The organism is Streptomyces sp. SID5464 (assembly GCF_009862985.1).
GTDB classification, from domain to species: domain Bacteria; phylum Actinomycetota; class Actinomycetes; order Streptomycetales; family Streptomycetaceae; genus Streptomyces; species Streptomyces chartreusis_D.
Genome location: NZ_WWIQ01000010.1, coordinates 405961 through 424999 on the forward strand (window position 1 = coordinate 405961; position 19039 = coordinate 424999).

Annotated in this window: 20 protein-coding genes; 11 read left to right on the forward strand and 9 right to left on the reverse strand. The window is 70.8% G+C overall.

Annotated features, from left to right (window positions below; all coding sequences use genetic code 11):
* Nucleotides 1-14: 14 nt before the first annotated feature.
* The 3 genes from ugpC to GTY47_RS11910 all read left to right on the forward strand — a co-directional run bounded on the left by ugpC (nucleotide 15) and on the right by GTY47_RS11910 (nucleotide 2616).
* Complete coding sequence (gene ugpC / locus GTY47_RS11900) at nucleotides 15-1103, forward strand: sn-glycerol-3-phosphate ABC transporter ATP-binding protein UgpC (RefSeq protein WP_010036022.1); 1089 nt, start codon at nucleotides 15-17, stop codon at nucleotides 1101-1103.
* Nucleotides 1104-1320: 217 nt separating this feature from the next.
* Entirely contained in the window at nucleotides 1321-1776 is a 456-nt protein-coding gene (locus GTY47_RS11905; protein WP_010036025.1) for a hypothetical protein, read from the forward strand.
* Between the two features lie 108 nt (nucleotides 1777-1884).
* Nucleotides 1885-2616: a nucleotidyltransferase family protein gene (locus tag GTY47_RS11910; RefSeq protein WP_010036026.1), complete on the forward strand. Its 732-nt coding sequence runs from the start codon at nucleotides 1885-1887 to the stop codon at nucleotides 2614-2616.
* A 75-nt stretch (nucleotides 2617-2691) separates the two neighbouring features.
* On the opposite strand, the gene GTY47_RS11915 is transcribed toward GTY47_RS11910, so the two are convergent.
* From GTY47_RS11915 to GTY47_RS11940, 6 genes are all read right to left on the reverse strand, one after another.
* On the reverse strand, nucleotides 2692-4410 hold the full coding sequence (locus tag GTY47_RS11915; protein ID WP_029180910.1) for a DoxX family membrane protein: 1719 nt from the start codon (nucleotides 4408-4410) through the stop codon (nucleotides 2692-2694).
* Nucleotides 4411-4538: 128 nt separating this feature from the next.
* Nucleotides 4539-5480, reverse strand: coding sequence for a 23S rRNA (guanosine(2251)-2'-O)-methyltransferase RlmB (gene rlmB, locus GTY47_RS11920; protein WP_010036029.1), 942 nt, complete (start codon nucleotides 5478-5480; stop codon nucleotides 4539-4541).
* A gap of 97 nt (nucleotides 5481-5577) precedes the next feature.
* Nucleotides 5578-6975, reverse strand: a complete 1398-nt coding sequence (gene cysS / locus GTY47_RS11925) for a cysteine--tRNA ligase (RefSeq protein ID WP_010036036.1) — start codon at nucleotides 6973-6975, stop codon at nucleotides 5578-5580.
* 45 nt (nucleotides 6976-7020) lie between these two features.
* Nucleotides 7021-7524 carry a 2-C-methyl-D-erythritol 2,4-cyclodiphosphate synthase gene (gene ispF, locus GTY47_RS11930; RefSeq protein ID WP_029180911.1) on the reverse strand — a complete coding sequence of 168 codons (504 nt, stop codon included), beginning with the start codon at nucleotides 7522-7524 and terminating at the stop codon, nucleotides 7021-7023.
* A complete protein-coding gene (gene ispD / locus GTY47_RS11935; protein WP_010036041.1) occupies nucleotides 7514-8278 on the reverse strand; it encodes a 2-C-methyl-D-erythritol 4-phosphate cytidylyltransferase in 765 nt (254 codons plus the stop codon). Before ispD ends, ispF begins: the two co-directional genes overlap by 11 nt.
* Before the next feature lie 285 nt (nucleotides 8279-8563).
* Nucleotides 8564-9046, reverse strand: a complete 483-nt coding sequence (locus GTY47_RS11940; RefSeq protein WP_003953493.1) for a CarD family transcriptional regulator — start codon at nucleotides 9044-9046, stop codon at nucleotides 8564-8566.
* A gap of 582 nt (nucleotides 9047-9628) precedes the next feature.
* Between GTY47_RS11940 and GTY47_RS11950 the strand changes: the two genes are divergently transcribed.
* A complete protein-coding gene (locus tag GTY47_RS11950) occupies nucleotides 9629-10315 on the forward strand; it encodes a hypothetical protein (RefSeq protein WP_010036091.1) in 687 nt (228 codons plus the stop codon).
* A gap of 84 nt (nucleotides 10316-10399) precedes the next feature.
* Here the strand turns inward: GTY47_RS11950 and GTY47_RS11955 are convergent, their stop codons facing one another.
* The gene (locus GTY47_RS11955; protein WP_004929857.1) at nucleotides 10400-11080 is read right to left on the reverse strand and encodes a response regulator transcription factor; all 681 of its coding nucleotides are present in this window, start codon (nucleotides 11078-11080) and stop codon (nucleotides 10400-10402) included.
* Nucleotides 11077-12369, reverse strand: coding sequence for an ATP-binding protein (locus GTY47_RS11960; RefSeq protein WP_010036092.1), 1293 nt, complete (start codon nucleotides 12367-12369; stop codon nucleotides 11077-11079). The genes GTY47_RS11955 and GTY47_RS11960 overlap by 4 nt, the downstream gene beginning before the upstream one ends.
* 245 nt (nucleotides 12370-12614) lie before the next feature.
* On the opposite strand from GTY47_RS11960, the gene phoU reads away from it, so the two are divergent.
* The 3 genes from phoU to GTY47_RS11970 all read left to right on the forward strand — a co-directional run bounded on the left by phoU (nucleotide 12615) and on the right by GTY47_RS11970 (nucleotide 14059).
* Nucleotides 12615-13316: a phosphate signaling complex protein PhoU gene (gene phoU, locus GTY47_RS11965; protein WP_010036094.1), complete on the forward strand. Its 702-nt coding sequence runs from the start codon at nucleotides 12615-12617 to the stop codon at nucleotides 13314-13316.
* A 183-nt stretch (nucleotides 13317-13499) separates the two neighbouring features.
* Entirely contained in the window at nucleotides 13500-13655 is a 156-nt protein-coding gene (locus GTY47_RS40185) for a hypothetical protein (protein WP_173937275.1), read from the forward strand.
* Nucleotides 13656-13807: 152 nt separating this feature from the next.
* Entirely contained in the window at nucleotides 13808-14059 is a 252-nt protein-coding gene (locus tag GTY47_RS11970) for an SCO4226 family nickel-binding protein (protein WP_010036098.1), read from the forward strand.
* 25 nt (nucleotides 14060-14084) lie between these two features.
* Here GTY47_RS11970 and GTY47_RS11975 read toward each other — a convergent pair whose 3' ends face one another.
* Complete coding sequence (locus tag GTY47_RS11975; protein ID WP_040902745.1) at nucleotides 14085-15410, reverse strand: MFS transporter; 1326 nt, start codon at nucleotides 15408-15410, stop codon at nucleotides 14085-14087.
* Nucleotides 15411-15577: 167 nt separating this feature from the next.
* Between GTY47_RS11975 and GTY47_RS11980 the strand changes: the two genes are divergently transcribed.
* From GTY47_RS11980 to GTY47_RS11995, 4 genes are all read left to right on the forward strand, one after another.
* On the forward strand, nucleotides 15578-16339 hold the full coding sequence (locus tag GTY47_RS11980; protein WP_010036108.1) for a phosphoglyceromutase: 762 nt from the start codon (nucleotides 15578-15580) through the stop codon (nucleotides 16337-16339).
* A 193-nt stretch (nucleotides 16340-16532) separates the two neighbouring features.
* Entirely contained in the window at nucleotides 16533-16961 is a 429-nt protein-coding gene (locus GTY47_RS11985) for a GntR family transcriptional regulator (protein ID WP_029180912.1), read from the forward strand.
* Nucleotides 16954-17898: an ABC transporter ATP-binding protein gene (locus GTY47_RS11990; protein ID WP_029180913.1), complete on the forward strand. Its 945-nt coding sequence runs from the start codon at nucleotides 16954-16956 to the stop codon at nucleotides 17896-17898. The genes GTY47_RS11985 and GTY47_RS11990 overlap by 8 nt, the downstream gene beginning before the upstream one ends.
* Nucleotides 17895-18989, forward strand: coding sequence for an ABC transporter permease subunit (locus tag GTY47_RS11995; RefSeq protein ID WP_010036123.1), 1095 nt, complete (start codon nucleotides 17895-17897; stop codon nucleotides 18987-18989). The genes GTY47_RS11990 and GTY47_RS11995 overlap by 4 nt, the downstream gene beginning before the upstream one ends.
* The last annotated feature ends 50 nt before the right edge of the window (nucleotides 18990-19039 follow it).

Here is a 19039-nt window from a genome sequence, read left to right on the forward strand (position 1 = left end):
GGGGTTCACTCACCATGGCCACTGTCTCGTTCGACAAGGCGACCCGGATCTACCCGGGTTCCACCAAGCCCGCTGTTGACGCGCTCGACATCGACATCGAGGACGGCGAGTTCCTCGTCCTCGTCGGCCCGTCCGGCTGCGGCAAGTCCACCTCGCTCCGCATGCTCGCGGGGCTCGAGGACGTCAACGCCGGCTCCATCCGCATCGGCGACCGCGACGTCACCCACCTTCCGCCGAAGGACCGGGACATCGCCATGGTGTTCCAGAACTACGCGCTCTACCCGCACATGACCGTCGCCGACAACATGGGCTTCGCGCTCAAGATCGCCGGCGTCAACAAGGCGGAGATCCGGCAGAAGGTCGAGGAGGCCGCGAAGATCCTCGACCTCACCGAGTACCTGGACCGCAAGCCGAAGGCGCTCTCCGGTGGTCAGCGCCAGCGCGTCGCCATGGGCCGCGCCATCGTGCGTGAGCCGCAGGTGTTCCTCATGGACGAGCCGCTGTCCAACCTGGACGCCAAGCTCCGTGTGTCCACCCGTACGCAGATCGCCTCGCTCCAGCGCCGCCTGGGCATCACCACCGTCTACGTCACGCACGACCAGGTCGAGGCCATGACGATGGGCGACCGCGTGGCGGTCCTCAAGGACGGTCTGCTCCAGCAGATCGACACCCCGCGCAACATGTACGACAAGCCCGCGAACCTCTTCGTGGCCGGCTTCATCGGCTCCCCGGCGATGAACCTCGTCGAGGTCCCGGTGACGGACGGCGGTGTGAAGTTCGGCAAGTCGGTCGTGCCGGTGCAGCGCGACGCGATCGCCGCCACCACCGACAAGACCGTCACGGTCGGTGTCCGCCCGGAGCACTTCGACGTGGCCGGTCCGGACGTCGAGCAGGGCCTCGCGGTCACCGTGAACGTCGTCGAGGAGCTCGGCGCCGACGCCTACGTCTACGGCACCGCGAAGGTCGGCGACGAGTCCAAGGACCTCGTGGTCCGCGTCAGCGGCCGTGACGTCCCGGAGAAGGGCAGCCAGCTGCACATCGTGCCCCGCTCCGGCGAGACCCACGTGTTCTCGACCTCTACGGGCGAGCGCCTGTCCGACTGACCCACCCGCAAACGCACAACCCGGGTGAATCACCCGAGTTGACGAAGAGGGCCCCGCAGCGTGCTGCGGGGCCCTTGTCGTTGTCGACAAATACCCCGGCAGACCGGACGTTTCGAGCGGCGTGCGTCAACGCCTTACCCAAAAATGGGCACTCTCTCATCCCCCGAACCGGTGACTAAATGTCTACAAACCATTACCCCGCGCTACCCTCACACGCGTGAAGCACTCCACTAACCAACAGACGCGACGCGGCCGGGGCCCCGCCCGCCGGATCGGCCGCACCCTCGCTTTCGTCCTGCCCGTCGTCCTGGTGCTCTCCGGGACCCTCGCGGTCACCCGAGTCAACTGGTCGGGGAGCACCTCCGACCCGGTGCTCACCGCCGCGGACACCAGCACGTCCGCCGGTACCCCGCGGGCCGCCAAGCGCGCGCCGCAGGACGTCCTGCGCGACACACTGCTGACCGAGCTCCAGGAGGAGAACCCGGGCGTCGCCCTCACCCATCTCCAGCAGGCCGTCAACGGCCGCCCGTCGCTGGCGAAGCACTGCGCGTCCATCGCCCGCGCCCTCGGCGAGGCCGCCGTCCGGGTCTACGGCCCGACGCGCGCCCAGTCCTACGCCCGCCCGGTCTGCGACACCGCCTTCGCCACGGGCGTCGCGGCCGCGCACAGCTGAGCACCCCGCCCTGCCGCCGGACAAGAGAGGTAAGAAGCCGGCAGCGGCTGACGCGAGAACCCTCGTCCGCCGCGGCCCCGGGCGGGACGCCACGTACAGTTCGGTCTCATGAGCGATCCGAGCGCCGCGTCCCGCCCCGTTCAAGCCGTCGTTCTGGCCGGTGGCCAGGGCTCCCGGCTCCGTCCGTACACCGACGACCGGCCCAAGCCGATGGTCGAGATCCCCGGGACGGGGACTCCGATCATCGGCCATCAGCTGTCCTGGCTCGCCGAGGAGGGCGTGACGGACGTGGTGGTCTCCTGCGGCCACCTCGCCGAGGTGCTCCAGAAGTGGCTGGAGACGGCCGATCTGCCCGTCTCCGTCACCACGGTCGTGGAGTCGGAGCCTCTCGGCCGCGGTGGCGGCCTGAAGTACGCCGCCGCGCATCTTCCCCACCCGGACCAGCCCTGGTACGCCACGAACGGCGACATCTGGACCCGGTTCTCGCTGCGTGACATGGCGGACTTCCACACCGAGCGGGACGCCGTCGCGACGCTGGCCCTGGCCCGGCCCCGGCTGCCGTGGGGCGCGGTGAAGACGGACGGCTTCGGCCGCATCACGGACTTCATCGAGGCCCCGCCGTCGACCTTCGAGATCAACGCGGGTGTGTACGTCTTCTCCCCCGAGTTCGCGGGGCTGCTGCCGGACCGGGGGGACCACGAGCGCACGACGTTCCCGCGACTGGCCCGCGAGCGGCGGCTGGCCGGGTTCACGATCCCTCAGGGGTCGTATTGGCGTGCGATCGACACGGCCAAGGACCTGACCGAGGCCGCGAAGGAGCTGGCGGCTTCTGGGCGCTGAGAAGCCCGGGCCCCCAAGGCGGCGAAGGGCCCCGCACCTTCACGGTGCGGGGCCCTTCGCCACCTGCTCTGTCCGCTAGCCCAGCAGGCCGCCCACCAGGCCCGGCCGGCCCGTGGACGAGGAGCCGCCGTCGCCGGAGCCACCGGTCGAGCCCGTGCCGCCGGTCGAGCCCGTGCCGCCGGAGGTGGGGCCCGAGGTGGTGCTCGGGGCCTGACCGGCCGGGGAGGACTGCCGGGGCGGGGCCTGACCCGCGCTGCCCTGCGTCTGGCTGGGCGAGCCGCCGGTGACGGTGCCGGCGTTCCGGGTGGCACCCGGCCTGGTCGTGGTCCCCGCGCTGGGGCTGGCCGAGCCGGCCGTGGCGCCCTGGGTGGGCGAGGAGGAGGCCGACGGGGTCCGCCTGTCGTGCCGCTTGCCGGGTTCGCCCGGGAGCGGGGAGCCGGGCAGTTCGTTGCGCGGCGCCTCGCCCGGGCCGGGGACGACGACCCGGTCGGCGTCGCGGACGGCGCCGCCGAGCAGTGAGCCGACGAGCAGCGTGAGGCCCGTGGCGACGGCGGTGACGAGGGCGCCACGGCGCAGCACGTAGCGGCGCAGGTCCCAGATGTCGGCGCGGGGCCCGAGACGGCGCCAGGCGCTGCCGGCCAGGCGGCCGTCGACGGAGTAGACGGGGGCGCCGGCGATGATCAGCGGGGACCAGGCGGCGAGGTAGATGATGTCGGGGGTCTCGTAGACGGGGACGCTCTTCCAGCTGACGGTGACCAGCAGCGCGGCCGAGAGCAGGGCGCCGAAGCAGGCGGCGACGCGCTGCCAGCAGCCGAGGACCGTCAGGACGCCGACGACGACCTGGGCGAAGGCGATGACCAGTCCGGAGCCGATCGGGTGCTCCAGGGCGAACTGGCGCAGCGGCTCGGCGACTTCCCAGGGGTGCAGGGTGTTGAGCCACTTGACCATGGAGCCGCGCTTGCCGCCGTCGAAGTAGACGGGGTCGCACAGCTTGCCCATGCCGGCGTAGATGGAGATGAAGCCGAGGAAGACGCGCAGCGGGAGCAGGACGACGCCGAGGTTCATCCGGCGGCCCGGGTAGTAGGCGTGCCGTGCCGGGTCGTCGCCGTGACGCTTGGCGGGCCGCTCGGTGTCGTCCGCCTCGGCGGCGAGTTCCTCGAACTGCCCGCCCTCGTAGGCGGGTTCCTCGTAGGCGCTGCCCACCGTGCGCATCGGCGGCAGCAGTCGGGTGCCGTCGGCGGGATCGTGGGTGCGCTGCGGGCCGATGACGGGGGTCTCGACGGTCTGGGTGAGCTCGTCCTGGTGGCCGTCGCCCTCGTAGCCGGTGCCGCCGTAGCCGCCGCCCGGGTATCCGGCGCCGTAGCCCGGGCCCTGCGGGTCGGTGCCCACGCGGGAGATGACCTGGGTGGCCCCGGTGTCCGTGGCGGACTCGTCGGGGTGGCGGACGCTCTCGTGCCGGACGGCCTGGAGGAGCCGGTGCGCGCCGGTGTCGTCGGGCGCGGACTTGCCGCTCCAGACGACGGGCCGGCGGCGGGTGGTGGCCCCGTCCGCCGCGCCCCCGGCGGTGACGACGGGGATGCGGGCGGTGTCCTCGCTGGCGGTCAGATGCCGTGCGACCCGGGGGGACTGGACGCGACGCGTCGAGACGCCCAACTGCACGCGGAAACTCGCGTGATTGACGATGACCTGCGCCGGGTCGCTCGGCACCTTCACCATGCTCAGCGCGGGAGCGTCGTCGAGTCCCGACGAGCGGTCCCCCGTGGGTGTGCGGGGTGTTCTGGTGTCCACACTCATCTAACCGAGTGACGTCCGGATAGGACACTGCTTTGACTCGCCGGATCTGTCCGGACCCCGTCAAGCTTGTCCTCATCGCCCTGCTGTCACCGGAATTAACCCGTACGGGTGAGGCGGCAGACGCCTGTTCAGGCGCGTCGGCGGGCCGCCTCGTAGAGCACGATCCCCGCCGCCACACCGGCGTTGAGCGACTCGGCGCCGCCCGGCATCGGGATCCGCACCCGGAAGTCGCAGGTCTCCCCGACCAGCCGGGACAGTCCCTTGCCCTCGCTGCCGACGACGATGGCGACGGGCCCGCCCAGGGCCTCCAGTTCACCGAGCTCGACCTCACCGTCGGCGGCCAGTCCGACGACCACGATGCCGGCCTTCTTGTACGCCTCCAGCGCGCGCGTCAGGTTGGTGGCGCGGGCGACGGGCGTACGGGCGGCCGTGCCGGCGGACGTCTTCCAGGCACCGGCCGTCATCCCGGCGGCCCGCCGCTCGGGTACGACGACGCCGTGCCCCCCGAAGGCGGAGACGGAGCGGACGACCGCGCCCAGGTTGCGCGGGTCGGTGACACCGTCGAGCGCGACGATCAGCGGGTCCTCGCCGTCGTCGAGGGCGGCCTCGGCGAGGTCCTGCGGGTGGGCGTACTCGTACGGCGGGACCTGGAGCACGAGCCCCTGGTGGTTCAGCCCGTTCGTCATCCGGTCGAGCTCGGGGCGGGGGGCCTCCATGAGGTTGATCCCGCCGCGCTCGGCGGCGAGCTGGAGGGCCTCACGGACGCGCTCGTCGTTGTCGATGAACTGCTGGACGTACAGCGTGGAGGCGGGCACGCCCTCGCGCAGCGCCTCGTAGACCGGGTTGCGGCCGACGACCAGCTCGGACGTGGACTTGCCGCCGCGGCCCCGGGGCGCGGGGCGGCGGGCCGTCTGCCGCGCCTTGGCGTTGGCGACACGGTTCTTCTTGTGTCCCTTGCGCATCTCGGCGGGCGGAGTGGGGCCCTTGCCCTCCAAGCCCTTGCGCCGCTGGCCGCCACTGCCGACCTGCGCGCCCTTCTTGCCGGACATGCGGCGGTTGTTGGCTGCCATGACCTACCTGTCTGTGGGTGCGGTGACGTACTACGACTATGAAGTGTGCCGCCCGGAGGCCCGGGCGGCACAATCGATCTTCCGGATCGCGATCGGGTCAGCGCGGTCCGAGGCTCCAGCGCGGTCCCTGCGGGCTGTCCTCGATGACCAGACCGGACTGGCTCAGCTGGTCCCGGATGGCGTCCGCGGTGGGCCAGTCCTTGCGGGCCCGGGCGGCCTCGCGCTGGTCGAGGACCATGCGGACGAGCGTGTCGACCACGCCGTGCAGGTCTTCGCCTCGGTCGCTCTCCCCGGCCGAGTGGGGGTCGAGCGGGTCCAGCCCGAGGACGCCGAGCATGGCACGGACCTCGGCGAGCCGGGCCACCGCGGCTTCCTTGTCGTCGGCGGCCAGCGCGCTGTTGCCCTGCCGGACCGTGGTGTGCACCACGGCGAGCGCCTGCGGCACGCCCAGGTCGTCGTCCATCGCCTCGGCGAAGGCCAGCGGCACCTCGGCGGCCGGCTCGACGGCACCGGCCTTCTCCACCACGCGCTGCACGAAGCCCTCGATCCGCGCGAACGCCGACTCGGCCTCGCGCAGCGCCTCCTCGCTGTACTCGATCATCGAGCGGTAGTGCGGGGTGCCGAGGTAGTAGCGCAGCACGATGGGGCGCCAGCGCTTGACCATCTCGCTGACCAGGACCGAGTTGCCGAGCGACTTGGACATCTTCTCGCCGCTCATGGTGACCCAGGCGTTGTGCACCCAGTACTGGGCGAAGTCGTCGCCGTAGGCCTTGGCCTGGGCGATCTCGTTCTCGTGGTGCGGGAAGACCAGGTCGAGGCCGCCGCCGTGGATGTCGAAGGCGGTGCCGAGGTACCTGTGCGCCATCGCCGAGCACTCCAGGTGCCAGCCCGGGCGGCCGCGGCCCCAAGGTGTCTCCCAGCTGGGCTCCCCCGGCTTCGCCGCCTTCCACATGGCGAAGTCCCGCGGGTCGCGCTTGCCGGTCTCGCCGGCGCCGGACGGCTGCTGGAGGTTGTCCAGCTCCTGGTTGGACAGCGCCAGGTACTCCGGGAAGGAGCGCACGTCGAAGTAGACGTTGCCGTCGGCCTCGTAGGCGTGCCCGCGCTCGATGAGGCCGCGCATCATCTCGACCATCTCGGTCACGTGGCCCGTGGCCCGCGGCTCGTAGGTCGGCGGCAGGCAGCCGAGGGCGTGGTAGCCGTCGTTGAACGCGCGCTCGTTCTCGTAGCCGATGGCCCACCAGGGGCGGTTCTGGTCGGCCGACTTGGCGATGATCTTGTCGTCGATGTCCGTGACGTTGCGGATGAACGTCACCTCGTAGCCGCGGTACGCGAACCAGCGGCGCATGATGTCGAAGTTCAGACCCGACCGGATGTGCCCGATGTGGGGTGCGGCCTGCACGGTGGCACCGCACAGGTAGATCGAGACACAACCCGGCTTGAGCGGGGAGAAGTCACGGATCTGCCGGGCGCTGGTGTCGTACAGGCGAATAGTCACGGGACCAGGGTAGTAGGCCGTGGGGGGTGTGTGGGGCAGTGTCGTTCACCCGACTCGCACGACCAGCGCCGTCGCCACCGCCATGAGGCCCTCGCCGCGCCCGGGGAAGCCCAGGCCGTCCGTCGTCGCCCCCGACACCGACACCGGTGCTCCCGCCGCCTCCGACAGGAGCTTCTGCGCTTCGTCCCGCCGTTTGCCGATCTTCGGCCTCGGGCCCACCACCTGTACGGCGATGTTGCCGATGCGGAACCCGGCCTCGCGGACGATCCGGGCCGCCTCCGTCAGCAGCGTGACGCCCGACGCGCCGGACCACTCGGGGCGGCCCGTGCCGAAGTGCTGTCCCAGGTCGCCGAGGCCGGCCGCCGAGAACAGCGCGTTGCACGCGGCGTGCGCGACGACGTCCGCGTCCGAGTGGCCGGCCAGGCCCGGCCCCTCGCCCTCCCACTTCAGGCCGGCGCACCACAGTTCGCGCCCCTCCTCGAAGGCGTGGATGTCGGTGCCGATGCCGACCTGGGGCAGCGGCATCCCGGGCATCGCGTCAGAAGCCATCGTTGAGCCTCCTGCGGGCCAGGACCGCCTCCGCGAGCACCAGGTCCAGGGGCCGGGTGACCTTGAACGCCTCCTCGTGGCCGGGCACCGCCACGACCGTGAGGCCGAGCTGCTCGACCATGCCGGCGTCGTCGGTGACGTCCCCGGTGACCGTCTCGTGCGCCCGTACCAGCGTCGCCCGGTCGAAGCCCTGCGGTGTCTGCACCGCCCGCAGCCGCGCGCGCTCCGGCGTGGCGACCACCGGCTCCGGCTCGCCGGGGGCCTGGGCGGGCTCGACCTGCTTGACGGTGTCGGCGAGCGGCAGCGCCGGGACCACGGCCGGGGCGCCCTCGCGGACGGCCTCGATCACGGCGTCGACCGTGTCCACCGGCACCAGCGGCCGGGCCGCGTCGTGCACCAGCACGATGTCGTGGCCGGGCGGCAGCGCGTCCAGGCCGAGCCTCACGGACTCCTGGCGGGTCCGTCCGCCCGGTACGACGAGGAAGTCGGTCCGCTCGGGCAGCGCGTGCGCGTCGAGCAGCGACTTGACCTCGGCGGCACCGTCGGGCGGGGCCACGACGACGACCAGCGAAACGGCGCGGGAGGCGGCCATCGCGCGGACCGCGTGGATGAGCATGGGAGTGCCGCCCAGCGCGCGGAGCGCCTTGGGGGCGCCCGGGCCGAGCCGGACACCACGGCCGGCGGCCGGGATCACGGCCGCCGTACGGGCTGCCGAGGGGGCGGCCGACGGCGTGGGGCGGGAATCGTCAGACATCGGTTCCTGTCAGGTTTGTGTGTTGCCCTGGCGTGGGTATGGCCTGGAGGAGTGCCGGGCGCGACGCGCTCGACCGGACCCTTCCGTGACGCTGGTCGAGCCGGCTGCCCGGGCCCGGCACGCCAAGCACCGGATCGTGAGTGATAACACATCCGGCGGTGACGGCGCATTGGGCATCCGAGTACGAACATGCCGCAGCGCCCGGCGACAGAGAATCGTCATCGGGCACCGCGGCATTTCGATGTGCAGAGTTGATCAGCAGAGTGCTGAGCGACCGGCTTCGCCTCAGGAGGCGAGAACCTCGTCGAGCAGGGCCTCGGCCTTGTCCTCGTTGGTGTTCTCCGCGAGGGCGAGCTCGCTCACCAGGATCTGGCGGGCCTTGGCGAGCATGCGCTTCTCACCGGCGGAGAGTCCGCGCTCACGCTCACGACGCCACAGGTCACGCACCACTTCCGCGACCTTGATGACATCGCCCGAGGCGAGCTTCTCCAGGTTTGCCTTGTAACGACGGGACCAGTTCGTGGGCTCCTCGGCGTACGGCGCGCGCAGCACCTCGAAGACCCGGTCCAGCCCGTCCTGACCGACCACATCACGCACGCCGACGAACTCCGCATTGTCCGCTGGCACACGCACTGTCAGGTCACCCTGGGCGACCTTCAGCACCAAGTAGGTCTTGTCCACGCCTTTGATCTGGCGAGTTTCGATAGCCTCGATCAGCGCGGCCCCGTGATGGGGATAGACCACGGTGTCGCCAACCTTGAACGTCATGTGACAGGTACCCCTTCCGTGGCTATCCAGGGTAACACGGAAACCGCGGGTTCTGAATGGCGTTTTCGCAGGTCAGGGCATATCTCGGGGCTTGACAAGTCCAACAGGAACGTGCTTCGGACAGGGGATGGAAGAAGGTATTCGCAGGTCGGAGCCGCTCTCCGGGCCGAGCGAAACGCGTACGTTACACACATCCGGAGCCTCCTCCAAGCGGCCGAACAGTCCCATATGTCCGGTTCCGTATGATCGACTTCCGCTACTCCGTTCGGTGGCCCGAGCCGGGTTCCGGTCGAATCCGGAATTGATCACCGGGCGTCCGGGCGTGCCGTCGGTGATCAATTCCGAGGTCACCCGCGCATTCCTTCACGGAAAATTCGCGCTGCCGCCCGAGGCTCTTATGTGAATGCCGGACGAACACCCGGCCAATGTGCCCCAGGTGTCAGTTGTGACTCCTGTGGGACCACAGGTGCCGGGGGGTCGGGTGCGGCCGGGCGGGAACGGCTCGGTAACCTGTGGCCTGCTGACAGACACTTAGGGCGGCTTTATCGGCCGCTCCGCTCGAGTCAAGGAGTTGCCGCCGCCGTGAGCAGCAGCCTTCGACGCGGCGTCCTCGCCGCGGCCGCCATCGCGTTCTCCGTCGCCTCGCTCGCCGCGTGCGGCGCCGGCAACAACGCGCAGACCCTCGAGATCAAGCCGGACAACGCGGCGACGAGCGTCGGCAACATCAAGGTCCAGAACGCGATCGTGATCACGCAGCCCGACCTCGAGTCGACCGGCCCGGCCGCGATCTCCGCCACCTTCTTCAACTCCGGCAGCACCGCCGAGACGCTGGAGTCCATCACCCTGCCGGGCACCGGCAAGCAGGTCGAGCTGAAGCCCGCCAAGGGCGGCAGCCTGAGCATCCCGGCCCACGGCTCGCTGGTCCTGGGCGGCAAGGACAACGCCACCGCCATCGTGCCGAGCAGCCGCGAGGCCGTCCAGGACGGCAACGCCCAGAAGGTCACCTTCACCTTCAGCAAGACGGGCGACGTGAGCCTGCGCGCGTTCGTCGTCCCCGCGAAGCACTACTTCGCCGAGTGGGGCCCGACCGAGGTGCCGGCCGCGCCGGGCGCCTCGGCGTCCCCGTCCGGTTCGCCGTCGGGCAGCCCCTCGGGTTCACCGGCCGGCACCGAGAGCCCCGCCGCGGGCGAGACGCCGGGCGGCCACGAGTCGTCGGCCACGCCGACCGACGCGGCCTCCGCGAGCGCGACGGCCGGCGCCGGGCACTGAGCCCCGCGGAACAGCGAACAGTCGTAGCGAAAGGGCGGGACCTCTCCGAGGAGAGGTCCCGCCCTTCGTGGTGCCTGCGCCGGCTTACGGCTCGAACTTGTAGCCCAGGCCGCGGACCGTCACCAGGTAGCGCGGGGCGCCCGGGTCCGGCTCGATCTTGGCGCGCAGGCGCTTGACGTGGACGTCCAGGGTCTTGGTGTCACCGACGTAGTCGGCGCCCCAGACGCGGTCGATGAGCTGCATGCGCGTGAGCACGCGGCCGGCGTTGCGCAGCAGCATCTCCAGCAGGTCGAACTCCTTCAGCGGCAGGTCGACCTTGGTGCCGCCGACGGTGACCACGTGCCGGTCGACGTCCATGCGGACCGGGCCGGCCTCCAGCGCGGCCGGGGTGACCTCCTCGGGCTCGCCTCTGCGGCGCAGCACGGCCCGGATGCGCGCGACGAGCTCGCGCGAGGAGAACGGCTTGGTGACGTAATCGTCGGCTCCTATCTCCAGGCCGACGACCTTGTCGATCTCGCTGTCCTTGGCGGTCACCATGATGACGGGGACGTTGGAGCGGCCGCGCAGCTGGCGGCAGACCTCGGTGCCCGGCAGACCGGGCAGCATCAGGTCGAGGAGGACGAGGTCGGCGCCGTTGCGCTCGAACTCGTCGAGTCCGTCGGGCCCGGTGGTCGCGACGGCGACCTCGAAGCCCTCCTTGCGGAGCATGTACGACAGGGCGTCGGAGAAGGACTCCTCGTCCTCGACGACGAGCACTCGGGTCACGGAAGGACCTCCGGGGCGGGAAGCGTTTCGTACGCGGTTGATTCGGGGGATGTGGGGGTGGACCGCCCGGCCTCTTCGTCGAGGCCCGCGCCTCCTGCGCGTTCTGATCGGGCGGGCTGCTGATGTGCGCGGTCGCGGGCCGCACCGGCCTCCGGCAGCCGCAGGGTGAAGGTGGAGCCCTGGCCTTCGGCGCTCCACACCGTGACCTCCCCGCCGTGCGAGGCGGCCACGTGCTTCACGATCGCCAGCCCGAGTCCCGTGCCGCCGGTGGCACGGGAGCGGGCCGGGTCGACGCGGTAGAAGCGCTCGAAGATGCGCTCCTTGTCCTTGTCGGAGATGCCGATGCCCTGGTCGGTGACGGCGATCTCGATGTGCTCCCCGCCGGGGGCGTTCACCCTGCGGGCCGCTATGCCGACGCGGGTGCGGGCGGGCGAGTAGTTGACGGCGTTCTCGACGAGGTTGCCGAGGGCCGCGGCGAGCTGGCCGCGGTTGCCCCACACGGCCAGGTCGGCGGTGCCGCCGGCGGCCATGGTGATCTGCTTGGTGCCGGCCTGGTGCCGGCAGCGGTCGATGGCCTCGGCGACGAGCTCGTCGACGCGGACCGGCTCGGCGTCCTCCAGCGGGTCGTCGTTCTGCACCCGCGACAGGTCGATGAGCTCCTGCACCAGGCTGGTGAGCCGGGTGGCCTCGATCTGCATGCGCCCGGCGAACCGCTCGACGGCCTCGGGGTCGTCGGAGGCGTCCATGACGGCCTCGGACAGCAGGGAGAGGGCGCCGACGGGCGTCTTCAGCTCATGGCTCACGTTGGCGACGAAGTCGCGCCGCACCGCCTCGATCCGGCGGGCCTCGGTGAGGTCCTCCACGAGCAGCAGCACCAGCCGGGAGCCGAGCGGCGCGACCCGCGCGGAGACGGCCAGGGCCTCCCCGCGTCCGGTGCCGCGCCGCGGCAGGTCCAGCTCGACCTGGCGTATCTCCCCGTCGCGCCGGGTGTCCCGGGCCATCTGGAGCATCGGCTCGACAGCGAGCTTGCCACCGCGGACCAGGCCGAGGGCGTACGCCGCCGAGCTGGCCTTGACCACCGCGTCCGCCTCGTCGAGCACGACGGCGGAGGACCTGAGGACCGACAGGACGGTGTCCACGCCCGGTGGCAGCACCGGGTCCGTGTGCAGGGAGGTCCGGGTGGGGCGCTTCTGCTCACGCTCACTCCAGCGGAACGCCAGCATGGCGATCACGCCGGTGAGCACCCCGGCGATCGCTGCCGCTGCGGCGACCGCCGCGTTCACGTCCATGCCCCCAGGTTAGGCATGGCTCGGGCACGGGCCACAGCCGTCGGGCAGCGAGCTCGAACACTCGTCGCCCAGAGTTCACCTTGGAGCCAGTATTGGTTCATTTGGGATGACGGAAACGGACGCGTACGGGCCGGAACGTGGGAGCGTGGGGTTCGGACCGTTGGTTGTACGACGGTCGTACCGCCGGTTGTTCGGTGGGCCCCGGCCCTTGAACCCCCGACACAGACGCACGAGAGGGAAGCCTGATGCGGGACGCGTACCACGAGGAACTGGACTCGATCGGCGACGGTCTGGTGGAGATGGCCCGGCTGGTCGGCTCGGCGATCGGGCGCGCCACCACCGCCATGCTCGACTCCGACCTGAAGCTGGCCGAGAACGTCATCGAGGCCGACCAGAAGGTCGACGAGCTCCAGCACGACCTGGAGGCCCGGGCCATAGCCCTGCTGGCGCGGCAGCAGCCGGTGGCGACGGACCTGCGCATCGTCGTCACGTCGCTGCGCATGTCGGCCGACCTGGAGCGGTCGGGCGACCTCGCCCAGCACGTGGCGAAGCTCGCGCGCCTGCGCTACCCGGACCGCGCGGTCCCGAGCGACCTGCACGCCACCATCCTGGAGATGGGCCAGCTCGCCCAGCGCCTGATGGCCAAGGCCGCCGAGGTGATCATCACCAAGGACGTCGACCTGGCGCTCCAGCTGGAGCAGGACGACGACGAGATGGACCTGCTGCACCGCACCCTCTTCCAGCACCTGATGGACGACCGCTGGAAGCACGGCATCGAGACGGCCGTGGACGTGACGCTGCTCGGCCGCTACTACGAGCGGTTCGCCGACCACGCGGTCTCGGTCGCCAAGCGGGTGGTGTACCTGGTGACGGGTGAGCACGCGGACGAGCTCCAGACGGACGGGCAGCCGGAGATCCAGGCGGTGACGGGGGCGGAGAGCGCCTGACGTCCGGTGCGGCGGGGCCCTGCGGGGCCCTGCCCGCCCCGCCTGTCCTGAGGGCGGTCCCGCCAGGGCGTGAAAGGGCCGGGCGGGGATCGGCTGGGGCGCGTGGGCGCCTCTGTGCGCCGTTGATGCGCCCAGCGGAGCGGGCATCCAATGGGCACAGGCACCAGCCTCGAGGAGGGACCCATGGCCGAATCCCCCAGTACCACGCCCGACCCCACGCAGGAGCGCGAGACCGAGCAGCCCGCCCAGATCAGGAACCTGCCCCTGGTCGCCGCGTGCGGCTGCGGCTCGGGCTGCGGCTGCGGATGCCAGTCGGGCAGCCCCTGCCAGTGCGGCTGACGCCGGCACCTTCGTACGACCAGCAGGGCTTCGGTGGTTCGCCGCCGGGGCCCTGCGGCGTTGTGCTCGCCTCCGAGCCCGTACGGGCGGACCATGGAAGTACGTCCGCCGTATCGGCGTACCGCCGGGTACCTGGAAGGAGGCGCGACGTCATGGCCAAGTTCATGGATGTCCACCACAGCATGAAGGGCATCACGGAAGAGCAACTGCGCGAGGCCCACAACGCGGACCTCGCCATAGAAGGGGACGAGAAGGTGCACTTCGAGAGGGCCTGGGCGGACCCGGAGTCCGGCTTGGTGTACTGCCTCTCCGAAGCGCCCTCCGCGGAAGCGGTCCAGCGCATCCACGAACGCGCGGGACACAAGGCCGACGAGATCCACCCGGTGCCGTTGACCGTCCAGTGAGGTGAAGCAGTGCGGTCGGCCGGTCTCAGGGAGCTCTGAGGGCCCCGGCAGCAGGCCCGGCCGACTCAGCGGGAGCAGCCGGCTCAGCGGGAGCAGCCGGATCGGGTTCGACCGGCTGCTCCTCCTCCGGCAGCCGCCTCATCAACGCCCCGTACCCCAGCCCGGCCAGGGTCCCCACCACCGCGCACATTCCCCACAGCCACTCCGCCCCGAACCGGTCGATGACGAACCCGGACATCAGCGGGGCGACGAGCGCGGCGACGGACCAGGACATGGTGTACATCCCCTGGTAGCGCCCGCGCCCGTGGAGCGGGGAGAGCCGGACGACCAGGCCGGTCTGCGTGGGGGCGTTGACGATCTCGGCCAGCGTCCACACGCACACCGTGAGGGCGATGACGCCGACCGACCCGGCGAAGGCGGTGAGTCCGAAGCCGTACCCCGCGAGGACGGACGAGACGATGAGCAGGCGGCGGGGGTCGCGGTGCTCGATGAACCGGGTGACCGGGATCTGGAGTACGACGATCAGGACGCCGTTCACGGCGATCGCCATGCCGTACTCGGCGGGCGTGAACCCGGCCTCGCCCATCGCCACCGGCAGGCCCACCGACCCCTGCTGGAAGATCACCGCGACGAGGAAGGACAGCCCGACGACGCTCATGAAGCGCCGGTCGCGCAGTACGGTCCGGAGGCTGACGGAGCCGTCGGAGGCGGCGGGCGTCTTCGCCGTATCGGCGGGCGTCTTCACCGTCTCGGCGGGCCTGGACTCCGGCAGCTTCAGGAAGACGACGATCGCGCAGACCATCGTCATCCCCGCCTCGATCAGGAACCCGGCGAGATAGCTCACCTCGGCGATGAACCCGGCGGCCATGGAGGAGATGGCGAAGCCGAGGTTGATGGCCCAGTAGTTGAGGGAGAAGGCGCGGATACGGTCCTCGGGCCGGACGATGTCCGCCATCATCGCCTGCACCGCGGGCCGGGACGCGTTGCTGGCCATGCCGACGAGGAACGCGACGCCGGCGATCGCGACCGGATCGCGCACGAATCCCAGCAGCGCGACGGACAGGGCGGTCGAGGCCTGCGCGATCAGCAGTGTCGGCCGCCGCCCCAGCCGGTCGGTCATCACGCCGCCGCCCAGTGAGGAGATCACCCCGCCGAGCCCGTGCAGGGCGGCGACCAGACCGGCGTAGGTGGCGGAGTAGCCGCGGTCGAGCGTCAGGTACAGCGCCATGAACGTCGCGACGAAGGCGCCGAGCCGGTTGACGAGGGTGCTGGTCCACAGCCACCAGAACTCGCGGGGCATGCCGGAGACGGTCTCCCGGACGGCACGTCCGGCCCGCACGGCGTACGGCATGGACGACATGGGCTCCCCCCAGGGCGCAAGGATGTAAGCGGCGCGCTTAGGGGTCACAAATTACAAAGCGTCGGTTGACGGAGGCCACTCAATTAACAGAACCCGTCAAACGTCCGCCTGCCGGGCAGCCACGCGAACGGGCGAATGCGTGGATTACGCTCTGAGGCATGGCCGACGCACCGTACAAGCTGATCCTCCTCCGCCACGGCGAGAGCGAGTGGAACGAGAAGAACCTGTTCACCGGCTGGGTGGACGTCAACCTGACCGCGAAGGGCGAGAAGGAGGCGACGCGCGGCGGCGAGCTGCTGAAGGACGCCGGCCTGCTCCCCGACGTCGTGCACACGTCGCTCCAGAAGCGCGCCATCCGCACCGCGCAGCTCGCCCTGGAGTCCGCCGACCGCCTCTGGATCCCGGTCCACCGCAGCTGGCGCCTGAACGAGCGCCACTACGGCGCCCTCCAGGGCAAGGACAAGGCCCAGACGCTCGCCGAGTTCGGCGAGGAGCAGTTCATGCTGTGGCGCCGCTCCTACGACACCCCGCCGCCGGCGCTGGACCGTGACGCCGAGTACTCCCAGTTCTCCGACCCGCGCTACGCGACCCTCCCGCCGGAGCTGCGCCCGCAGACGGAGTGCCTCAAGGACGTCGTCAACCGCATGCTCCCGTACTGGTTCGACTCGATCGTCCCCGACCTGCTGACCGGCCGCACGGTCCTGGTCGCCGCCCACGGCAACAGCCTGCGCGCCCTGGTCAAGCACCTGGACGGCATCTCCGACGCGGACATCGCGGGCCTCAACATCCCGACGGGCATCCCGCTGTCCTACGAACTCGACGCGGACTTCAAGCCGGTGAACCCGGGCGGGACGTACCTCGACCCGGAGGCGGCCGCGGCGGCCATCGAGGCGGTCAAGAACCAGGGCAAGAAGAAGTAAGCAGCGCCAAGAGGCCCCCCACCTGCGACCTTGTCGCGGTGGGGGGCCTCTTGCGTTTGCAGCCGTTTCGGGATCCAGCACTCGCACAGAGCGCGCCGCCCGTTCCCGGACCCCGTTGACAACTGCCGTCACTCCCTTCCATCATCACTCCACTAATCAAGTAGTGGAATGATGATGGAAGGGAGTGGTGGCCGTGGAGTACCGCATCGACAGGCGGAGCGGGGTCCCCGCCTTCCAGCAGATCGTGCAGCAGACCAAGCAGGCCCTGCGGCTGGGCGTACTCGTGCCGGGCGACCGGCTGCCCACCGCCAAGGACGTCGCCGAGACGAGCGCGGTCAACCCGAACACCACCCTCAAGGCGTACCGCGAGCTGGAGCGCGAGGGACTGGTCGAACCGCGACCGGGCCAGGGCACCTTCGTACGCCGCACGCTGGGCCGGCCCGAGACGGGCACCGACTCGCCGCTGTACGGGGAGCTGGTGGCGTGGATGTCGAAGGCGGCCGGGGCCGGTCTGGAGCAGGAGGACGTGGCCGCACTGGTCGCGTCGGCGCTGGAGAAGCAGTTCGCCCCGGGGACCACGGCGGTCATGGGGGCCACGACAACCAGGAGCACAGGTGAGTGACGTCATGTACGCGGGGGAGCCGGCGCTCGAGGCGCACGGACTGGGGATGCGCTACCGGCGGGGCTGGGCGCTGCGGGACTGCACCTTCCGGCTCCCGGCGGGCAGCATCTGCGGGCTGGTCGGCCCCAACGGGGCGGGCAAGACCACGCTGCTGAACATCGCGGCCCATGTCCTGAAGCCGACGCAGGGCTCGCTCAGTCTGTTCGGAGAGGCGCCGGGCTCGGTGGAGTCCGGTCGGCGTACGGCCTTCCTCGCGCAGGACAAGCCGCTGTTCCGTCGCTTCACCGTGGCGGAGACCCTGCGGCTGGGGCGGGAGCTGAACCCCGGCTGGGACCAGCGCGCCGCCGAGGACATCGTCCGCGCGGGCAACGTGCCCTTCGACGCGAAGATCGGCACCCTCTCCGGCGGCCAGCGCACCCGCGTCGCCGTCGCCCTCGCCTTCGGCAAGCGCCCCGACCTGCTACTGCTCGACGAGCCGATGTCGGACCTCGACCCGGTCGTGCGCCACGAACTCATGGGCACCCTCCTCGCCGAGGCCGGTGAGCGCGGCACCACCGTGCTGATGTCCACCCACGTCCTCGCCGAACTGGACAACGTGTGCGACTTCCTCGTCGTCGTCTCCGGCGGCGGAGTGCGCCTCGCCGGTGACGTGGACGAGCTGATGACCGTGCACGCCGTGGTCACCGGGGTCAGGGAGGGCGAGGGTCTGCCCGCCGGCCTCGGGTACCACACCCTCGTCGAGTCCCGGACCAGCGGACGGCAGTTCACCGCGCTCATCCGCCCGGAGGGCCCGGTCACCGGCCCCTGGGAGGTGGCCGCCCCGAGCATGGAGGAACTCCTGCTCGCCTATCTCCGCTCCCCCGAGGCACCACCGCTGATCACCCCCACCGCCCAGGTCCAGGGCCAGGCGTTCGGCACCGGGACGGTGGCGGCATGAGCACCTTCACCAGCCCCTCGACCGACGGCAAGGACGGGACAACGAACCGGACGATGAACGGGACAATGAACGCAACCAAGACCGGACCCGGGCACGGGGCCAGGAGCGCGACCACCACCGAGGCCACCCGGCGCCCCCGCCTCAGCGGTATGACCTGGCTGGTCTGGCACCAGCACCGGGCCGCGTTCTGGACCATCATCGCCGCCACCGTGCTCTGCGTGGCCTGGATCGTCTACCAGCGCGGCCAGATGATGGACTTCCTGGACGGCTACGGCTTTCCTGCCAAGAACCTCGACGATGCGGAGCGGGAATTCCAGCCGTACGTCGACGCGTTCCACTCCGTCACCACCGGTCTCACGGCGATCCCCGTCATACTCGGTGTCCTCATCGGCGCCCCACTGCTCGCGGGCGACCTGGAGAACGGCACGGCCAAGCTGATCGCCGCCCAGTCCGTGAGCCGCAACCGCTGGCTCGCCACGAAGCTGGGGCTGGCCGGGCTGGTGGTCACGGTGAGCACGGTCACGTTGTCGGCTGTGTTCGCCTGGTGGTGGAGCCCCATCAAGTCCGAGAACACCGGCATCGACTGGACCTCCAGTGACTTCTTCAACACCACGGGCCCGGTGCCCGTCGCCCTCACCCTCCTCTCCGTGTCCGGCGGGGTGCTGATCGGTGTGGTGCTGCGCCGCACGCTGGTGGCCATGGTCGTGACCCTCGGTTTCACCGTCGCCCTCCAGATGGTCTGGGGCCACTTCGCGATCTCGCTCGGCAACATCGTCACGGTCACCAGCAAGCCGGTCAGCCCCGGCACCGTGATCACCTTTCCGGAGGTGCCCCGCACCGCGTACCTGGCCGACACCTCGTACCTCACCGGCAGCGGAAAGCTGGTCGACTTGAACACGTGTGCGGATGCGCCGGCGGAGCAGGGGATTGAGCTGTGCATGAAGAAGGCGGACATCGTCGGCGCGTCGATGGATTACATCCCCATGTCGCAGATGAGCGGTATGCAGTGGTTCGGGGCGTCGATTCTGTTCGCCCTGACCGCCGGCGTCGTGGCGTTCCTCTTCTTCTGGGGTCGTAAGCGGCTCGTCTGAGTAGTCGTTCGCTCCCCCGCAGGGGGGCGCCCCCCTGCGGCTCCCGATAT